At 63.1% G+C, this 17,489-nt stretch carries 14 protein-coding genes and 1 pseudogene; 12 read left to right on the top strand and 3 right to left on the bottom strand.

Translation table 11 applies throughout. The features are described 5' to 3' along the window. The first annotated feature begins 462 nt into the window (after positions 1-462). Genes KBZ12_RS17730 through KBZ12_RS17720 form a run of 3 tightly spaced genes read left to right on the top strand, consistent with a single transcriptional unit; the run spans position 463 to position 3,774 of the window. Complete coding sequence (locus tag KBZ12_RS17730) at positions 463-3,096, top strand: Eco57I restriction-modification methylase domain-containing protein (protein ID WP_254959390.1); 2,634 nt, start codon at positions 463-465, stop codon at positions 3,094-3,096. 17 nt (positions 3,097-3,113) lie between these two features. Then, positions 3,114-3,428, top strand: coding sequence for a nucleotidyltransferase family protein (locus tag KBZ12_RS17725; RefSeq protein ID WP_254959389.1), 315 nt, complete (start codon positions 3,114-3,116; stop codon positions 3,426-3,428). A 16-nt stretch (positions 3,429-3,444) separates the two neighbouring features. Continuing rightward, on the top strand, positions 3,445-3,774 hold the full coding sequence (locus tag KBZ12_RS17720; RefSeq protein WP_254959388.1) for a DUF86 domain-containing protein: 330 nt from the start codon (positions 3,445-3,447) through the stop codon (positions 3,772-3,774). Between the two features lie 137 nt (positions 3,775-3,911). Here the strand turns inward: KBZ12_RS17720 and KBZ12_RS17715 are convergent, their stop codons facing one another. Then, complete coding sequence (locus tag KBZ12_RS17715; RefSeq protein ID WP_254959387.1) at positions 3,912-5,237, bottom strand: Fic family protein; 1,326 nt, start codon at positions 5,235-5,237, stop codon at positions 3,912-3,914. Between the two features lie 143 nt (positions 5,238-5,380). Between KBZ12_RS17715 and KBZ12_RS17710 the strand changes: the two genes are divergently transcribed. From KBZ12_RS17710 to KBZ12_RS17675, 8 genes are all read left to right on the top strand, one after another. Continuing rightward, positions 5,381-5,698: a nucleotidyltransferase family protein gene (locus KBZ12_RS17710; RefSeq protein WP_180668050.1), complete on the top strand. Its 318-nt coding sequence runs from the start codon at positions 5,381-5,383 to the stop codon at positions 5,696-5,698. Beyond that, the gene (locus KBZ12_RS17705) at positions 5,695-6,069 is read left to right on the top strand and encodes a DUF86 domain-containing protein (protein ID WP_254959386.1); all 375 of its coding nucleotides are present in this window, start codon (positions 5,695-5,697) and stop codon (positions 6,067-6,069) included. Before KBZ12_RS17710 ends, KBZ12_RS17705 begins: the two co-directional genes overlap by 4 nt. Before the next feature lie 3 nt (positions 6,070-6,072). After that, positions 6,073-8,868, top strand: coding sequence for a helicase-related protein (locus KBZ12_RS17700; RefSeq protein ID WP_254959385.1), 2,796 nt, complete (start codon positions 6,073-6,075; stop codon positions 8,866-8,868). Between the two features lie 20 nt (positions 8,869-8,888). Then, positions 8,889-10,787 (top strand): DUF1998 domain-containing protein, encoded by a 1,899-nt coding sequence (drmB, locus tag KBZ12_RS17695; protein ID WP_254959384.1) that lies wholly within the window; start codon positions 8,889-8,891, stop codon positions 10,785-10,787. After that, the gene (locus KBZ12_RS17690; protein ID WP_254959383.1) at positions 10,784-11,365 is read left to right on the top strand and encodes a hypothetical protein; all 582 of its coding nucleotides are present in this window, start codon (positions 10,784-10,786) and stop codon (positions 11,363-11,365) included. The genes drmB and KBZ12_RS17690 overlap by 4 nt, the downstream gene beginning before the upstream one ends. Further along, on the top strand, positions 11,334-11,582 hold the full coding sequence (locus KBZ12_RS18465) for a phospholipase D-like domain-containing protein (RefSeq protein WP_315859437.1): 249 nt from the start codon (positions 11,334-11,336) through the stop codon (positions 11,580-11,582). Before KBZ12_RS17690 ends, KBZ12_RS18465 begins: the two co-directional genes overlap by 32 nt. Positions 11,583-11,820: 238 nt before the next feature. After that, on the top strand, positions 11,821-12,156 hold the full coding sequence (locus KBZ12_RS17680) for an ArdC family protein (protein ID WP_254959382.1): 336 nt from the start codon (positions 11,821-11,823) through the stop codon (positions 12,154-12,156). A gap of 375 nt (positions 12,157-12,531) precedes the next feature. Then, entirely contained in the window at positions 12,532-15,741 is a 3,210-nt protein-coding gene (locus KBZ12_RS17675; RefSeq protein ID WP_254959381.1) for a calcium-binding protein, read from the top strand. On the opposite strand, the pseudogene KBZ12_RS17670 reads toward KBZ12_RS17675, so the two are convergent. Next, positions 15,738-16,020 (bottom strand): annotated as a pseudogene (locus KBZ12_RS17670) (IS630 family transposase); the annotation flags it as partial. The gene KBZ12_RS17675 and the pseudogene KBZ12_RS17670 overlap by 4 nt on opposite strands. A 127-nt stretch (positions 16,021-16,147) precedes the next feature. On the opposite strand from KBZ12_RS17670, the gene KBZ12_RS17665 reads away from it, so the two are divergent. Next, the gene (locus KBZ12_RS17665; protein WP_254959380.1) at positions 16,148-16,282 is read left to right on the top strand and encodes a hypothetical protein; all 135 of its coding nucleotides are present in this window, start codon (positions 16,148-16,150) and stop codon (positions 16,280-16,282) included. A 217-nt stretch (positions 16,283-16,499) separates the two neighbouring features. Here KBZ12_RS17665 and KBZ12_RS17660 read toward each other — a convergent pair whose 3' ends face one another. Beyond that, positions 16,500-16,655, bottom strand: a complete 156-nt coding sequence (locus KBZ12_RS17660; protein ID WP_254959379.1) for a hypothetical protein — start codon at positions 16,653-16,655, stop codon at positions 16,500-16,502. Positions 16,656-17,489: the final 834 nt, after the last annotated feature.

The following is a 17,489-nucleotide window of genomic DNA, read 5'->3' as shown; positions in this document are numbered from 1 at the left end:
TGGCAGAGGACCGGGCCAGGGTGGCTCACTTTTCGCTGTCGCCTCCCCCTGCCATGGCAGGGGGAGGCCCCGGGGTAACCCGCCTACGTAATTGACGCGACCCGCCTACGTAGTTGACACCGGGCACGTGTTCGGCCTGCACGTGATCGCCTATAACCTGATCCGACTGGGCAACTTGCTCAGGCCCACCATGGCGGCGGCATGAACCACCAGATGCCCAAAGGTGTGCGCAAACGGCAGCAGCCGGGCCACCAAAACAGTCCAAAGGCGGCGAAATCGGGCTGTCTGAGCGCTTGACATGAACCCATTGACGAAATCACCGAGAAATCAGCTCGGAGATGGGAAAACGCGACTGCTTAGACGGTTTTTCCGCAAACTCTTAAGGCCGCCGCCAGCGAAGCCGAGCTGCTGGAGGCCTTGGAGCCGCGCATTAACCGCGAGCTGTTCGATGGACCCCAGCCCGTGGGCAGCCTGGTGTTCCAGCCCACCGAGGAGCGGCGGCGCAGCGGCAGCCATTACACGCCCAGGGCGCTGACGCGGCCCATCGTGGAAGAGGCCCTGCTGCCCTGGTTGGAGCGCTGCGGCGGGAAGCCAACGGTCGTCCAGATCCTGGCGTTAAAGATCTGCGATCCAGCCATGGGCTCCGGTGCCTTCCTGGTGGAGTGCTGCCGCTACCTGGCCGAACTGTTGGAGCTTGCCTGGAACCGGGAAGGTCTACCGGAGGCCCTCAAGGCCGGCGGCTCCGCCCACGGTGAAGAGCCACTGATCTACGCCCGCCGCCTGATCGCCCAGAGCTGCCTGTATGGGGTCGACAAGAACCCCTTTGCCGTGAACCTTGCCCGCCTCAGCCTCTGGCTGGTGAGCCTGAGCAAGGACGCGCCATTCACCTTTGTGGATCACGCCCTCAAGTGCGGCGACTCGCTGGTGGGCATGGAGCGATCCGAGATCGAGAAGGCCCTCAAGGGTGCCAGCCGGCAGCGAGAACTGCAGATGGAGTATCTGGAGGAGGTTCGCCAGCAGGAGGCCCGCAGCTTTGCGCTGTTCCATGCCGACAGCCGCAACGATGCCGACGACGCTCAGAAGCGCCAGGCCCTCGACGATCTGAACGCCAGTACGGCCTACCTGCGCACGGTGGGTGATCTGCTGGTGGCGGCCTTCTTCAACGGCAAGAAGCAGAAGGATCGTGAGGAGCTGAAGAAGCTGTATCTGGAAGCCACGCTGCAGCACGACACAGCTGCATCGCTGGAAAATGAACTGGCCGAACCATTGGAGCGACTTCGCGAGGGCGAGCAGGGCATCACACCGCTGCACTGGCAGCTGGCTTTCCCTGATGTGTTCGGCCGGCCAGAGTCGGGCTTCGATGTGTTTGTGGGCAATCCGCCCTTTGTGGGAGGGCGCAAAATCAAAGAAGCCCTGGGGGAGCCGTTTCAGGACTGGCATCAATGTCAGTATCCCAAAAGCAGCGCCAACGCCGATCTAAGCGCTTTCTTCTTCCTTCGCTGCTTCCACTTGCTGCGGCCTGGGGGCTCACTGGGGTTGATCGCCACAAACACTATCGCCCAGGGCGACACGCGCAGCACCGGTCTGTGCTGGATCTGCCTGCACGGCGGCACGATCTATGCGGCGCTCAAGCGTTACAAATGGCCGGGCGTGGCGGCCGTGGTGGTGAGTGTGATACCCATTTTCAAGGGTGACTATTCGGGCTCAAAATTATTAGAGAAAAGACCGGTCGAGCAGATCACAGCGTTCCTTCTCTCCAATGGGGTTCACGATGATCCAATGCCACTACGGGCTAATACCGGCAGAAGCTTTCAGGGTTCAATCGTACTTGGGATGGGGTTCACCTTCGATGATTCCGGGCCGGCTGACGACGAAACCCCCGGGATACCCTCGCCAATAGCGACGATGAACCGGCTCATTGCGAAAAACCCAGGGATTTCCAAAGTGATATTCCCATATATAGGAGGCGAAGAAGTTGATGATAGCCCGACACACGCGCATCATAGATTTGTAATCGACTTTAGGGATCGCTCCGAGGAAGAGTGCCGGCAGAAATGGCCAGAACTGATGGAGCTGCTTGAAAAGAAGGTCAAGCCCCAGCGTCAAGAGAAAAAACCAAATGGCGAATACAAGCAGCGAGCACCACTGCCCGAAAAGTGGTGGATACATGCCGACAAGCGTCCGGCCTTATACGCTGCAATTGCAGGGCTCGACAAGGTGATCGCGAACCTTTTCATCTCATCCACTTTTGGCTTTTCGAGTCTCGACTCCAAAATTGTTTTTGCAAATACCTTGAATGTTTTTCCCTTGCCTCAGCTGAGTGGACTTTCATGCTTGCAGTGCCGGGTCCATGAGGTGTGGACAAAATTTTCTTCCTCAACTATGGGAGACGGCATTCGATATACGCCCTCAGACTGCTTCTCTCCATTTCCTTTTCCTGCCGCCTTCCTCGAATCCGTCTCCAGCGATCCCGCCCACGAAGTCACCCGCCAGAACCTCGAGGCCATTGGTGAGCGCTACCACCAGTTCCGCGCCGAGCTAATGGTGAGTAACAACGAAGGTTTAACTAGCACCTACAACCGCTTCCACGATCCCGCCGAAACCAGCAGCGGCCTCCTGGAGTTGCGCCGTCTCCACGGCGAGATGGATCAGGCCGTGCTGAACGCCTACGGCTGGAGTGATGTGCCCACCGCCTGCGGCTTCGGCCTCGATTACCTCGATCTCGAAGACGACGCCCAGCTTCCCGATGACCTCCAGGACCGCATCGACAGCGGCGAGTTGTTCTTCTGGGAGCCCGATGAAGCCTGTGCCTTCGAGGCCCAAGTGCGCGCCTACGGCGCCGTGAAGGGCAAAAAGAAACTCCCCTGGCGCTACCGCTGGCCTGATGACGTTCGGGACGATGTGCTAGCCCGCCTGTTCGCCCTCAATGCTGAACGCTATGGGGAGGAGGTGGCGCTGGGGCTGCATGGCAAGGGCGCCAAGAAGGCGGCTTGGCCGGCAACGGCAGGAGGCAAGCGACGGGGGCGGCCGCCGAAAGCGACCCAGGCGGGCGAGACTGCTGGAGTCCAGGTGGAGCAGATGGGGCTGGGGCTATGACAAGCCAGGATCAAACCATGGTTGGGTTGCCGCTCTCCGAGCCCCAGCTTGCGGCCATCAGCAGAGCCTGCCGGCAGCATCACGTGGCACGGCTCTACCTGTTTGGGTCGCTGCTGCGGCCCGATTACCGCCCTGGCGCGAGCGACATTGATCTCCTGGTGGAATTCCAGACGCTCCAAGCTACTGAGCTTGTCGATGCCTATTTCGGGCTTGAGGAACAGCTCACCGACAGCCTCGGCACTGAGGTGGATCTGGTGATGGCAACCGCCAGGCGCAACCCGATCGTGCAGGCCGACATCGACGCCACCAAGCAGTTGCTCTATGCGGCGTGATCCCAGGGTGCTGCTGATGACGGTCGTCGAATCCGCCGACGCCATTGCCGACGCGGTCGCAGCCATCCGTTTTGATGACTACTGCAACAGCCGCTTGATCCGGGCTGCGGTGGAGAGGGAATTCATCACGATTGGCGAAGCACTCAACAATCTGTCTCGGGTCGATAGCAGCTTGTTCGCCCGCATCGATGAGGCGCCGCGAATCATCAGCTTTCGCAACAAGCTCACCCACGAATACGACAGAGTTGATGATGCTCTGGTCTGGGGCGTCATCCAAAAGTCGCTCTCGCCGTTGCGTGCGACCTGTTCAGCCCTGATCGCCAGTCAGAAGTATGAGGAGGACTGAGCCATGGCAACGGCAGAAGTCCCAGTATCAGACGCAGCCTGGGGCCAACTGCCGCATGGCCCAAGCAGGCGCAACCGATGGGTGCGCGGCACGAAGCGCTGAACAGCAGCTCTGAACAACCCTGCTCTGCGAGAGAGTCAGCCCGGCAGCCGCACCGCCAGATTCTCGGGCACCCGAAACACCTCCCGCCGCCCATCCTTGCCCGCCGTCAGCAGTCCACGGGACGCCAGCTTTTGCAGATCACTGCGGGCGGTCTGATGGCTCACCCCATGGCTGTTCTGGTGGGAGAGCACCGAATAGCGGAAGCCGGAATGGCTCAGGGCATGGCTCAGCAGCGCCAGTTGCCGGTGGTTCAGCCCATCCATCCCCTCCAACCGCTGCTGCAGCGCCCCCACCTCGCCGGCCTTGCGCTCCAGGTAGGCATGCAGGCTGGCGATGGCCTGCTGGATCACCTTCACCTGGGCCAGCAGGAAATAGGTGAGGTCGTTGTCGTCGCTCTCGCTGAACAGGAACGACCGCTCGTACTGGCCGCGGGCCTTGTTGATCACCGACGAGATCGAGATGAACTCGAACAGCCAGTAGCCCTGATGCAGCATCGCCCAATAGAAAAGCGCCCGGGCCGTGCGGCCGTTGCCATCGCAGAAGGGGTGGTCGTAGGCCAGCCAGAAGTGCAGGCCGATCGCCCGCACCACCGGGTGGATGAACACCTTTGGGGTTTCGCCATTGGCAAAGCGGCAAAGCTCCTCCAGCCGCCCGGGCAGCTCCTCTGCCGCTGGCGGCACATGGAACACGGTGCCGTAGGCGTCGTCCACCACCACCTCTTTCCCTGGTGGCCTGAGCCGGCCGGCATCCGCGGGGTCATCCAGCGTGTCCGCGCACACCAGCCGGTGCAGATCCAGCACCAGTTCAGGTGTCAGCGGTTGCTCCCGCAGCTCCCGGATGCGCTGCATCGTCAGGAAGTTGTTGAGGATCATCCGCTCGGAGCGGTCCCGGGGCGGCCGGCGGCTGCGGATCATCGCCTTGGCCACATCCCGCGTTGTGGCGGCGCCCTCCATCTGCGAGGAGGTGATCGCCTCCTCCATCAGCGAGCTCAACAGATAGCGATCGCGGGTGGAGCGCGTGGTGACGCCCTGGGGAGCCACCGCATTGATACCGGCCTGCATGTCGATCTGCTGCAGCCCCTGGAGCAGCACAGGCGGCTGCGAGAACCAGAAAGGCTGGTGATCACTCGCCAGAAGCGGCAGCGGGGTGGGCCGGCGGGAGAGCTTCTCCGCCAGCCACCATTGCTCATGGCTCAGACCCTGGGGCGGTGGGCGATGGCGCAGCTCATCCCAATGCAGGTAGCGATCCGACTCCTCAGCGGCGGCCAGGAGGGAGAGCAGCGACAGCGTCTCCTGCAGCCCGCCGCAACGCTCCAGCAACTCCTGCAGAGGAGGGGGCCTGCGGGGCAGCCGGGTGGGCAAGGGTCCGTGAACTTCAAACTTGATTCAAATTAGACGTTGGTTTGGTTTTGTGGTCGAGGGACTCGTTTGGCCATCGCCATGGCCACGACCGCCGAGGCGGGCGAGACTGGCACCCTCAATGCCGAATTGTTCGGCCTGGTGCCATGCCCAGCTCAGCCGTCCAGACACCGCTCAGCTGCGAGCAGCTGCTTCTGGTGCTGCACGCCCACCTGAGCGAATGGCGACAGCGCTACCAGCTGCAACGCATCGGCCTGTTCGGCTCCACAGCCCGCAACGAAGCCACAGCCCAGAGCGATGTGGATGTGTGGGTCGAACTCGATCCCCTCACCCCCTACGCCACCGTCCACCTCAAGCAGGAGCTGGAGGAGCTGCTGCAGCGCCCGGTTGATCTGGTGCGGCTGCGGGAGCGGATGAACCCCGCCCTGCGACAGGCCATCCTCCGGGAAGGGATCAGCGCATGAGCGGTGATCGGCTTGTGCTGCTCACGCCCCTCCGGCAGGCACTGGAGCGGATCGAGCGCAAGGCTGCGCCCCTGCTCGCCGATCCGGCGCTACTGGACGGCGAAGAAGGCCAGGACCTGCTCGATGTCATCTGCATGCAGTTCCTCGCGGCGGGGGAGGCGCTCAAGCGGCTGGAGAAGCTTGAGCCTGGCCTGCTGACCACCAACTACCCGGACATCGACTGGAAGGGAGCCATGGGTTTCCGCGATGTGATCGCCCACCAGTACTTCGATCTGGACGCTGAGCAGGTGCTGCTGATCTGTCAAGACGCTTTGCCAGGCGTGCTCAGCGCGATTCGCTCCCTCGAAGAACAAGCCAGCAAGAGCACCTGAACCATGGCCACCTCCGCCGACATCCGCTCCCAGCTCGTCGCCGCCCTGCACAGCGATCTGATCGGGCCAGGCTGGGACGATGTCGCCCGTCGCCATGAGCAACTGCCCCAGCCGCCCTCTGTCTGGTTCACCACGGGCTTCCTGGTGCCCCATGTGTTCCAGCAGGAAGCTGGCCGCACCACAACAGATGAGCAGCTCTCCTTCTCTGATCTCGCTGGCGAAGAACCCAGCAGCGACGCAACCCATCGCCTGGAGAAGCAGGAAAAGGACGACGACGCCAACGATGCCCTCGATCAGGCCAACACCCGCCGCAGCTGGTTTACTTCCTCCTGCGGCTTGAGCTTCATCCTGGAGCGTGGCTCCACCATCGAGGCCACGGTCTCCTGGGGGGATGACACAGCCCCGGCCGATGGCGACGACGAGAAGCTCTGGCTGCGCAGCCCTCAGCGTCAAGGCGTGACGCTCACGATTGCCGGCGAGGGCACCAGCCCAGACATCCCATTGGAGGCCAACCCTCAGGGTCTCTGCCTGCGCTGGATTGCTCGACGTGCCCCCAGCAAGCTCGGCTATCCCAGTGATCAGCTGTCGGTGTCGCTCTTTCTGCTCAACAAGCGGGAGCCGCCCAAGACCAATCAGATCCGTCACCGCGATCCGGTTTCTGCCTTCCAGGTGGAGCTGAGCCTCCAGTGCCCCCAGGGTTTCCCACCGCGTCGTGATGCCCTGCAGCAAGCGGCCAAGGATCCCGACGAACGCCTCGCAGCCCTCCAATACCGGCGCGACTACTGCTTCGCGAGTGGACACAACGTGGCCGTGATCGCCTCGGCCATCCCCGACGACAATCCCTCCCGCTGCCACACCCTCACCACCACCTGGCTACCCACGGCCCGGGTCTACCGCACGCTTCCTGAGCCACCACCCGGCACCAACGTGCCGATGGGCATGGAGGCCCTGGCGGATCTGGCCCGGAGCGAACGCATCGGGCAGGAGCTGATGCCGATGGTGACGGCCTACCGGGCATGGATCACCCAGCAGCCCAAACACCCCATTGGCGACCAAGCTCAGAACGAAACAGCCAAGCAACTCCGGGCCCAGGCGGAAGCCTGCGCCACGCGCATCGAAAACGGCATCAAGCTGCTCGCCGATCCCCTGGTGCGCGAGGCCTTCCGCACCATGAACCTGGTGATGGCCCGCGCCAGCCGGCAGCGCAGTGCCTTCAGCGCCAAGGTGCCTCCGGATCAGATCGGCATCGCTCCGAACACCCGCGCCCCGAAGTGGCGCTTCTTTCAGTTGGCCTTTGTGCTGATGAATCTGCCGGGGCTTGCCACACCAGACACCCCAGAAGGCCGGCTGGATCGTGAGGCCGTCGAATTGCTCTTCTTCCCCACCGGTGGCGGCAAGACGGAGGCCTACCTGGGCTTAGCGGCCTTCCTCCTGGTGCATCGCCGGCTGCAGAGCCCTGGGATCGAATCAGCCGGCATCACAGTGCTGATGCGGCCGAACGCCTCCACCCCGCCACCCAAGATCATTGCGTCAACGGCCACCGTGCGACGGGCTGAGGCCCAGATCAAGGCCCTGTTCGCCCGCAGCCAGGTGCGGATCTTCCCGCCGCCGGGCCCCGAACGCGATGACAACTTCTTCTCCCGCACCATCCCTGATCCCGACCAGGCGCGGCTGTACGTGGGCCTCTCAGCCCCGGGCCGCAACCTCAAGGGTGTGCTGCTGCGTTCTTATCTGGGCCTGATGGCTGCGGCCCAGAAGGGCTGGAACGACAACAAGGCCATGGGCGCCAACAATCCGGCGGATCCCTACATGACCCTGCTGGGCTATTTCTCCAACCTCAAGGAGCTGGGCGTGACCCGCAGCATCCTGGAAGACGAACTCGGCGCCCAGTTGGAGCAGTTCGCCAAAAACCGTGGCCTCGCCATGGAGGGTTTCGAGAACCCCTTCGCCAGTCGCAAGCGGCCCTGCGAACCAGAGGAGCTCACGTCCCGCGTCAACACCGCCAGGATCAGCAGCACCAAAGACCGCCTCTCCAAGCCCTACATCGACAAGGACCACCTCGACGTGGCCCTGGCCACCAACATGATTTCGGTGGGTCTCGACATCTCGCGCCTCGGCTTGATGGTGGTGCTCAACCAGCCCAAGACCGCCGCCGAGTACATCCAGGCCACCAGCCGCGTCGGCCGCCAGCTGAGCGACAACCCACAGCAGAACAAACCCGGCCTGGTGCTGGTGCTGCTCAACCCCAACCGCCCGCGGGACCGCTCCCATTTCGAGCTGTTCCCCTACTGGCACCAGACTTTCTACCGCCATGTGGAGGCCACCAGTTGCACACCCTTTGCCAGCCGGGCCCTTGACCGCGGCCTACCGGGGGTGGTGGTGGCGATGGCCCGCCACGGCGATCCAGCCCTGGCTGGTGCCAAGGGCGCCATGGCAGCCGATGCCCTGCAAGGCAGCAAGGCCCAGATCGCCAAGGCACTGCAGGAGCGTTGCATCGCCACTGGGGCAGCAGACGACAGCCTCGATGAGCACCTCCCCACCGACGTGCGCGATCACGTGATCGATCTGCTGGAGGCCTGGTGGAAGCTCACCCAGGAGCCGGAGGCCAAGCTGCAGTACTGGACCCATGAGGAAAAGGGTGCTGGGGCGGGCTTCCTGCACACCGCCCTCGACAACGACCCGATCTACCAAGCCGAGGGCTACAAGCAGTTCACCACCAACTGGAGCCTGCGCGATGTGGAGCCCTCCGCCCCGATCCGGATGGTCAATTTCAAAGAAGAGATCACCGCCGACGACTGAACCCGATAGTCAACCCCTCTATGCCCCCCTCCACGCGCCGCAAAGCTGCTCCCCCGCCCCTCGGCGAGGCCCGTCAGAGCCAAGTGCTCCAGCTCTACGGACCCGGGGCGATGGTCGATCTGCCCGACTACTCCCTGTTGATCGGGGGGCTGGATTTCTGGAACGAGCGGGGCTGCGACCTGATCCATGAGCCACGGCTGCTGAAGTTGGTGCGGCAGGCCACGGGGGCCGCCCGAGTCGACCTGCGCACGCCCCCCAAGGAGGTCGACAAACTCATGGGCATCAGCGGTTCGATCAAGGCACTGCGCTTTCCGGAGTGGTCCGTCGCCCAGAAGGTGAGCGAGCGGATCGCGTTCGGTGTTCCCTGCCGGGCCAGGCCCCTGGTGCACTTCAACGACGGCTGCATCTCCGACTGGCGCACCTATCAGGACGACGAAGGCAAGTACTCGCTGGTGCCCGTTCGCTTCGTGATGGCCTGCCCCCACGGCCACCTCAGCGACATCCGCTGGCGCGATTTCTGCTTCCGCCAGTTCGGTTGCAAGAACACCGAGCGTTTGTATCTGCTCGAGGCCGGTACCGGCAATGACTTCACGCAGATCTATGTGCAGTCAGAAGGTGGCACCACCCGCAAGCTGGCCGATGCCCTGGTCACGGACATGAGCCCTCTGGGGCTTTGCCAGGGTCACACGCCCTGGCTGGGCCGCAATACCCGTGATCCGGAAAAGTGCCACACCGATGGAGAGCCCACCACGAACCGGCTCCTGGTGCGTTCGGCCACCAATGCCTACTTCACCGAGACGATCTCGGTGATCTCCCTGCCGGAGGAAGCCAACTCCCTGGTCAAGCGCGTCACTGAACTCAAGGACGACCTCGCTTTGATCGAAACGGAGGCGGACGTGCCTGCAGCCATCAAGTTCAACCCCAGGCTGAAGAGCGCCTTCTCGGGGGTGGATCCAGCAGTCCTTTGGCAGACGATCGAGGCCCAGAGGGGCGGATCCGCCGGCCAGGTCGCCCAACCCAAGGATGAGGAGCTGGCCCTGCTGATCGGTCCGATGGATGGGGTCTCCAGTTCTGCCGAGGGGAGCCTGTTTGAAGCCGATGTCTGGCAGCCCCCCAACCCTCCAGCCTGGTTCAGCCATGCCATTAAGCGGGTGCTGCTGGTGCACCGCCTACGGGAAGTACAGGCTCTTGTGGGGTTCACCCGCTTCACAGCTCGCACCAGCAGCCTGGGCGGCCTGCCGATCGACACCACCAAGGTGAACCGCCGGGCACCGCTGGCTAATGATCTGCGCTGGGTGCCGGCCAATGAAAACAAGGGGGAAGGGATCTTCATCGAGTTCGATCCAGGCACGATCCAGGCCTGGGCCGCCAGTGATCCGGTGGTCATGCGAGCCGGCCAGTTCACGAAGGCATTCGAGAACGAATGGCTCACTTCTCGCGGTCTTGACGAAGCGCAGTTCCCCTTTCCCGGAGCTCCTTACCTTCTGCTCCACAGCCTCAGCCACCTCCTGATTACCGAAATGGCGTTGGAATGTGGCTACGGCGCCAGCTCCATCCGTGAGCGTATCTACACCAACAGTGAGATTGGTTATGGCATCCTGTTATTCACCAGTAGCTCTGGATCCGAGGGCACCTTGGGCGGCCTGGTAGGAGCCGGCAAACGGATCGTCTCCTACCTGGAGAAGGCCTTCGAGCGCGGCCAGCTCTGCAGCAATGATCCCTTCTGCTCCGAGCACGACCCCAACCACCCCTTCGACATCCGCCCCACCCATGGCGCTGCGTGCCATGGCTGTGAATTGATCGCCGAAACCTCCTGCGAGATCCGCAACGAGTTCCTCGATCGAGCCCTGGTGAGTCCCACCGTGTCTGCCAACCCTGAGGTGGGTGATCCCTCGTTCTGGGAGTTCATCAACGCATGAGCCCCACCCTGCCAGCCCTGACCCTGCGGGCAGTGGCGACAGATCTGAGGCGACTGAGCTACATCCCCACCAGCTGGCAGGGCTTGCTCTCCACCCACAGCGAAGCGATCCGCCAGCAGCTCGAACCACTGCTGGTGGAGATGGTCCGAGAGGAGGCCCATCCCCGCTTGATGGCATTACTACTGGATCGCCTCGCTGATGCCCAGGACGCTCTCCAAAAGGAGCGCAACGCCTGGAGCTTTGTCTGGTCGGGCCCGGATCCTCTTCATGCCAAAACCGCCGACACGTTTGCCACAGTGGATCAGCTCATCAACGAAGCGCGTTGCAGTCTGTTAATTGCCACTTACAACATCGGCCTCAGCAGCGAGTTTCGCCAATTGTTTGCCTCCATTGCCGATCGCCTGGCCCATGGTCAGCTGAATCGGGTCGACTTGTTCTTTCATCCCAAACAGATTGAGGATCGCCTGGGGGCTGATCCGCTGGTAACGATTTCAGCATGGTTCAACCGGGACGTCTGGCCTTTGTCCCACCAAGCCCCATGCCTACGTGGAGCGACGGCTGGTTTCCGGATCACCTGAGCGTTGTTATCAGCACGCCAAGGTTGTCATCGCTGATGCAACGACCCCCAACGCCAAAGCCCTTGTGACCAGCGCCAACTTCAGCGAGACCGCCCAGCGTCACAACGTAGAGGCTGGCTGGCTGACGACGTCAACATCAAGGGTTCAGGAGATCAGGCGCCAGTTCACGCTGTCCGTGGACCAGGGCCTTTTTTTGCCCCTGGACATTGAGGCTTGATGGCAGGGCTTGGGGCAGTCATTGCATCAAGACGCCTGGGGCGGATGGCTGATGCCACCCCCGAATCCACCAAAGGTGGCGCGCGCAGGATTCCTCAGCATGCGCGGCCGCACAAGGGCTAACGCAAGCTGGCCCGCCTTGGGGTTGTTACGCCCGGGGTATTGGGTTGTGCCGCTGTCTCCCGGGCCAGCCCTTGCTGCTGGCCGCGCGGGTGCTTCGGGTCCTGCGCTGCTGCCCGATGGCTGCTGTTTCTTCCCGCTCCCGTTCGAAGACCCACTCCGAGCCCACCAGTCAGTCGAACGCTCAACCGGACAAGCTCGTGGAGGCGTTGATCCAGCTGCTGGAGTCCGGCACCACGCCCTGGCGCCGCGAATGGGACTCCACCGGTGGTGGGCACCACGTCAACCTGTTGAACGGGCACCGCTACCAGGGAGCCAACCCGATCTTGTTGTGCCTGGGGATGCACCTGCGGGGTTCGGCCCTGCCCTACTGGTGCGGGTTTGCCCTTGCGGCGCTGCGGGCTGCGGGTAGGGGGTTGGGGTGTCATGGCTGGGCGTTGGCCGGCGGGTGGTGAGGGTTCTCTTGCCGCTGATGATGATGTTCCTTCAGCTGCTCACTCAACCGGCCCGGTTTCGCCGTGGTTCAGCGGGACGCACAGACGATCAGGAGGTTCGGCAACTGGCATCGATCCGGGCCGTTGAAACCTTCACCAAAGCAAGGACAATTCGTGCCCATATTACACCTCCTACTCTACACCTGTTGACGGATGACTCGCCTTTATGGCGATCAGCTCGGAGACATGCGGCCGCTGGGCCACGCTGGTGGTTTCACTCCGAGCTTGAGGCGGCACCCCGCTGGCCTTCATCGCTGGCAGTGGCAACAGGCATCAGATCTGCGGCAAGAAAGATCCTGTTGCAGCCATTGTCTTAGGATATCGATGTTGGAGGAGATGAAGATGTCCATACCCCTCAAGGATGGCGCGGAGTTCCTGATCAACTCCACCACACGCGACTCCCAGTGGCAGCCCACCATCACGGCCCTGGTGGATGGTCGCTTCGTCGTCGCCTGGCAGGACTTCAGCGAATCCGGAGGAGACACATCAGGCTATGCCGTGCGGGGCCAGATCTTCAGCGCCGACGGCGTTAAGGATGGCGCGGAGTTCCTGATCAACTCCACCACACGCGACAGCCAGTACGAGCCCACCATCACGGCCCTGGTGGATGGTCGCTTCGTCGTCGCCTGGACGGACAACAGCCGATCTGGTGTGGCAAACTCAGACGTGCGGGGCCAGATCTTTAGCGCCGACGGCGCCAAAGATGGCGCGGAGTTCCAGATCACCCCCCCACTCGGAGCTTTAGGCAGCTACCATTATCAACCCACCATCACGGCCCTGATGGATGGTCGCTTCGTCGTCGCCTGGTCGGACGACAGCCGATTCGTAGGAGACACATCAGGCTATGCCGTGCAGGGCCAGATCTTCAGTGCCGACGGCGTCAAGGATGGCGTGGAGCTCCTGATCAACTCCACCACACGCAGCGACCAGTCCCAGCCCACCATCACGGCCCTGGTGGATGGTCGCTTCGTCGTCGCCTGGCTTGACTACAGCCAATCCGGAGGAGACACATCAGGCCCTGCCGTGCGGGGCCAGATCTTCAGCGCCGCCGGCGCCAAGGATGGCGCGGAGTTCCTGATCAACTCCACCACGCCCGACACCCAGGCCCAGCCCACCATCACGGCCCTGGTGGATGGTCGCTTCGTCGTCGCCTGGAGGGACGACAGCCAATCCGGAGGAGACACATCAGGCTCTGCCGTGCGGGGCCAGATCTTCAGCGCCGACGGCGTCAAAGATGGCGCCGAGTTCCTGATCAACTCCACCACGCTCGGCTACCAGCATCAGCCCACCATCACGGCCCTGGTGGATGGTCGCTTCGTCGTCGCCTGGCAGGACGACAGCCAATCCGGAGAAGACACATCAGGCTATGCCGTGCGGGGCCAGATCTTCGATGGCCGCACCGCACCGATCGATCTGGATGGCACCGCTGGCGATGATGATTTCGTTGGCACGGTCTTTGCGGATCAGATCCGCGGCCGCGGTGGCAACGACCGTCTGCAGGGCCGCGCCGGTAACGACACCCTCATCGGCGGAGATGGCATCGATGAGATTCAGGAGCAAGGGGATGTCAACTTCACCCTCAGCGACACCCAACTGACGGGATTAGGGACAGATACCCTCCTCAGCATCGAAAGGGCCAGCCTCAGCGGCGGATCTGGTGACAACACCCTTAATGCCAGCGCCTTCACACGCGGGGCTGTTGCCCTCAGCGGTGGGGACGGCGACGACCACCTGATCGGTCCCCGGGAGGCCGGCACCTGGCACTGGCCCTCGGGCTTCTATGCCAACCGTTTCACCGGTGGATCCGGCAACGACACCTTCACGGGCGGGGTCGGCTGCGACGCCCTCGTCGAAAGCGGCGACACCAACTTCACCCTGGGCGCCACCCAGTTGATCGGCAACGGAACGGACACCTTCACCAGCATGGACATCGCCTACCTGATTGGCGGGCAAGGCGACAACGACCTGGATGTCGCCGGCTTCACCGGCACTTACACCGTCCTTGATGGCGGAGGTGGCAACGACATCCTTGTGGGCGGGGTCGCCCACGACTGGGTGCGCGGCCAAACCAACGGCGACTTCAGACTCACCGACAGCTGGCTGGATGACAGCTTGCTGGATGGCAATGGCTTCGACCTCTTGATCCGCATCGACGCCGCCATCCTCCTCGGGGGGGCGGGCGCCAACACCCTGGATGTCTCCGCCTTCAGCGGCAACCAGACCATCCTGGAAGGCGGCGGTGGCGACGACACCCTGATCGGCCGCATCGTCGGCCTCGACCGGGTGCGTGCCCGCGGCGATGCCGACTTCACCCTCACCGACAGCCAGCTCACCGGCCAGGGCACCGACAGCCTCCAGGACATTGATCAGGCCGAGTTGATCGGCGGGGCCAGTGCCAACAGCCTGGATGTCTCCGCTTTCACCGGCGCCCTGACCATCCTGGAAGGCCGCGGTGGCGACGACACCCTGATCGGCCGCACCAGCGGCCTCGATCGGGTGCGCGCCCGCGGCGATGTCGACTTCACCCTCACCGACAGCCAGCTCACCGGCCAGGGCACCGACAGCCTCCAGCACATCGAGCAGGCCGCGTTGATTGGCGGGGCCAGCGCCAACACCCTGGACGCCTCCGTCTTCACCCTGGGCAGCGTCTTCCTGTACGGCGAAAGCGGCGACGACACCCTGCGTGGTGGCCACGGAAACGACCAGCTTGAGGGCGGCGCTGGGGACGACCTGCTGAGCGGTGGGGCCGGGCGCGACCGCATCGTCGGGCGCGGCGACACCAACTTCACCCTGAGCGCCAACCAGTTGAGCGGCCTGGGTACCGACAGCTTCGACGGCATCGAAGAAGCCCACCTGATCGGCGGCACCGGCGCCAACACCCTGGACGGCTCCGGCTTCACCGGCGCCCTCGTCATCTACGAAGGCCAGGGCGGCGACGACATCCTCATCGGCCGAGCCACTGGCACCGACCGCGTGCGCGCGGCAGGCGATGCCGACTTCACCCTCAGCGACAGCCAACTCAGCGGCCTGGGGACCGACAGCCTCCAGGACATCGACCAGGCCCACCTGATCGGCTACACCGGCGCCAACCGCTTCGACGCCAGCGCCTTCACCCGCGGAGCTGTGATCATCAACGCCGGTGCGGGCAACGACACCCTGATCGGCGGCGGCGGCAGGGATCGACTCAATGGCGGCGATGGCAATGACACCCTTACCGGAGGCGGCGGCGGCGATCGTTTCACCTTCTCAAGCCGCCTCGATCCCGTCGCCAACCGCGACACAATTACCGACTTCTCCTTCGCCGAGGGCGACAGGATCGAATTGGACAACAGCGTGTTCACGGCCCTGCCGACCACCGGCCCACTGGCTTCCAGTGCCTTCGGCACCGGAGCGGTGGCCACCACGGCGGCCCAGCGCATCCTCTACGACAGCGGCAACGGCTTCCTCGCCTATGACCCGGATGGGAACGGGGCGACGGCCGCGGTGCCCTTCGCCCAACTGACCACTGGCTTGGCGCTCAACAGCGCAAGTTTCACCGTGATCTAGTGCGCCGTCCCGGAGATTTGCGCACAAAGGCGCTGGAGTTTCTCCAGTATTGAATTCGCCGTGGCGGACCATTTGAATGGGGTCTTGGTCTTGTAGTAGGCCGCCACGAACTGCTCGATTTTGGTGATCAGCTCCTACCGCTGCGCGGAAGCCTGCGGCTAGGACGCTTGAGAAGCTGCCGCGCCTGATGGCCCGCTGGGTGATGACCCCGAACCAGCGCGCCACCTGATTGAGCCAAGAGGCGTAGGTGGGTGTGTCGTGCACGTGGAAGCGCGGCCGTTCCCTGCTTCCCCAGCCAGAAACGCTGCCCCGATGATCCACCGGCCCCCCACCAGCTTCTCGTTGTCCTCGAAGGGTGGGGGCAGCCACCGGCAAGGGCTTCGCGGGTGTTGCTACAGCACCACCCTTGCCTGGTACCAGCAGCCGGTGGGTGGAGGCGGTGTTCTTTGCCGTTCCTCCCATGGAGCCGCTCACCACTGCTCACCAACACCCCGCTGACCTGCAGCTGGCCGCCACGATCGAGGCCTGGGAAGCCGAATGAGCTGCCTGCTTGGGACGACTCTTCTCAGAAAAACCCTTGTTCTGAGCGGCGTCTTTGCCCTCTGCGGCGGGGATGACAGCTGGCGTTTCTGCCAGGCCAGTTGCGGCAGGTGTTGAACCGTTGCGTGTTTGCGCAGGGGCGACGGAGGTGCTGGCCATGGTTGGCTGTGGGGTAGGGGGTAAGAGATTTGGGTTGGTGCCTTTACTTGCTGGTGCTTTCACTTCTTCACCCTGCTGCGGTAGTCCAGGGCTTGTTGGCACAAGCGAAGATTCCAGATTCTTGGGCTGTTCTTGTGGGCGCCATAACGCCAGTGCACACCCAACGTCAGGAAGCCGTCGCGGTCGGCGTAACGCTTCAGGGTGGTGGGGCTCACGGCGAGCTCCTTCGCCGCCGGCCCGGTTGGGAGCCATGCGGAGAGATCTCGATAATTCATTTGCTCAACGTGCCCGGGTGCGTGGGCTGTCAAGCAAATCCATCATCGCAGGACGTGCGGGGCTGTCGGTCGGAAGTCCCGAAGCCGCCACAGGCCATGCCTTGTGGAGTGTCATTTTTTTCCTATTGGTAATTTGGACGTTTGGTGCTTAACGCGTCTCTTGCGAATTCACTTCAGTTGAACGGAACCGGCGCGAAGTCGCCGAAGACTAAATAAAATACTGGCTTGATCTACGTGAATGACTCCTAGCTTGTACGCCAGTATACTTTTAACAGCTTTAGCAACGGGTTTGCACATTCAGGAAGGAACCCCAATCGCCAATCGCACCAACCGGAGTTAGGTGTTGCCTGCTTTAGTCGGAGCGAGGCTTCAAGGGCCGTCTTGCGCTTTTGTGCGTTATCGCAGCTGGCGGGAGAGCGCTTGAGTCTCGACGTCCGGTGCCTCTGTGGCACTGAGGGCTGAGATTGGATTGGGGACCTTGTTCCCTGATTTATCGAGGTGAAGCTGTAGCACACGCCCCATGCCCTCTGGCGAGGGAGCATGTTGGAGCTAGGAGCGGCTGGCTCCGGTTCACACCCCTCGGGCGTCCGAGGCTGCCTCTAACTCTGCTCAAGCCAGAGAGGAGGACTGGGTCTGCCGGTCATCCAGGCTGCCCGGTGTCAACTACGTAGGCGGGTCGCGTCAATTACGTAGGCGGGTTACCCCGGGGCCTCCCCCTGCCATGGCAGGGGGAGGCGACAGCGAAAAGTGAGCCACCCTGGCCCGGTCCTCTGC

This window comes from Cyanobium sp. Cruz CV13-4-11, from assembly GCF_024346055.1.
Taxonomy (GTDB): Bacteria; Cyanobacteriota; Cyanobacteriia; order PCC-6307; family Cyanobiaceae; genus Cyanobium.
Note: the sequence above shows the minus strand (reverse complement) of the source record. Positions and strands in the feature narration are given on the sequence as shown.

Bases quoted from the DNA above. Each gene is read 5' to 3' on its own strand.
- KBZ12_RS17705 (WP_254959386.1), top strand. From the start codon at position 5,695: ATGAGCGGTGATCGGCTTGTGCTGCTCACGCCCCTCCGGCAGGCACTG.
- KBZ12_RS17710 (WP_180668050.1), top strand. From the start codon at position 5,381: ATGCCCAGCTCAGCCGTCCAGACACCGCTCAGCTGCGAGCAGCTGCTT.
- KBZ12_RS17725 (WP_254959389.1), top strand. From the start codon at position 3,114: ATGGTTGGGTTGCCGCTCTCCGAGCCCCAGCTTGCGGCCATCAGCAGA.
- KBZ12_RS17675 (WP_254959381.1), top strand. From the start codon at position 12,532: ATGAAGATGTCCATACCCCTCAAGGATGGCGCGGAGTTCCTGATCAAC.
- KBZ12_RS17680 (WP_254959382.1), top strand. From the start codon at position 11,821: ATGGCTGCTGTTTCTTCCCGCTCCCGTTCGAAGACCCACTCCGAGCCC.
- KBZ12_RS17720 (WP_254959388.1), top strand. From the start codon at position 3,445: ATGACGGTCGTCGAATCCGCCGACGCCATTGCCGACGCGGTCGCAGCC.
- KBZ12_RS17690 (WP_254959383.1), top strand. From the start codon at position 10,784: ATGAGCCCCACCCTGCCAGCCCTGACCCTGCGGGCAGTGGCGACAGAT.
- KBZ12_RS17700 (WP_254959385.1), top strand. From the start codon at position 6,073: ATGGCCACCTCCGCCGACATCCGCTCCCAGCTCGTCGCCGCCCTGCAC.
- drmB (WP_254959384.1), top strand. From the start codon at position 8,889: ATGCCCCCCTCCACGCGCCGCAAAGCTGCTCCCCCGCCCCTCGGCGAG.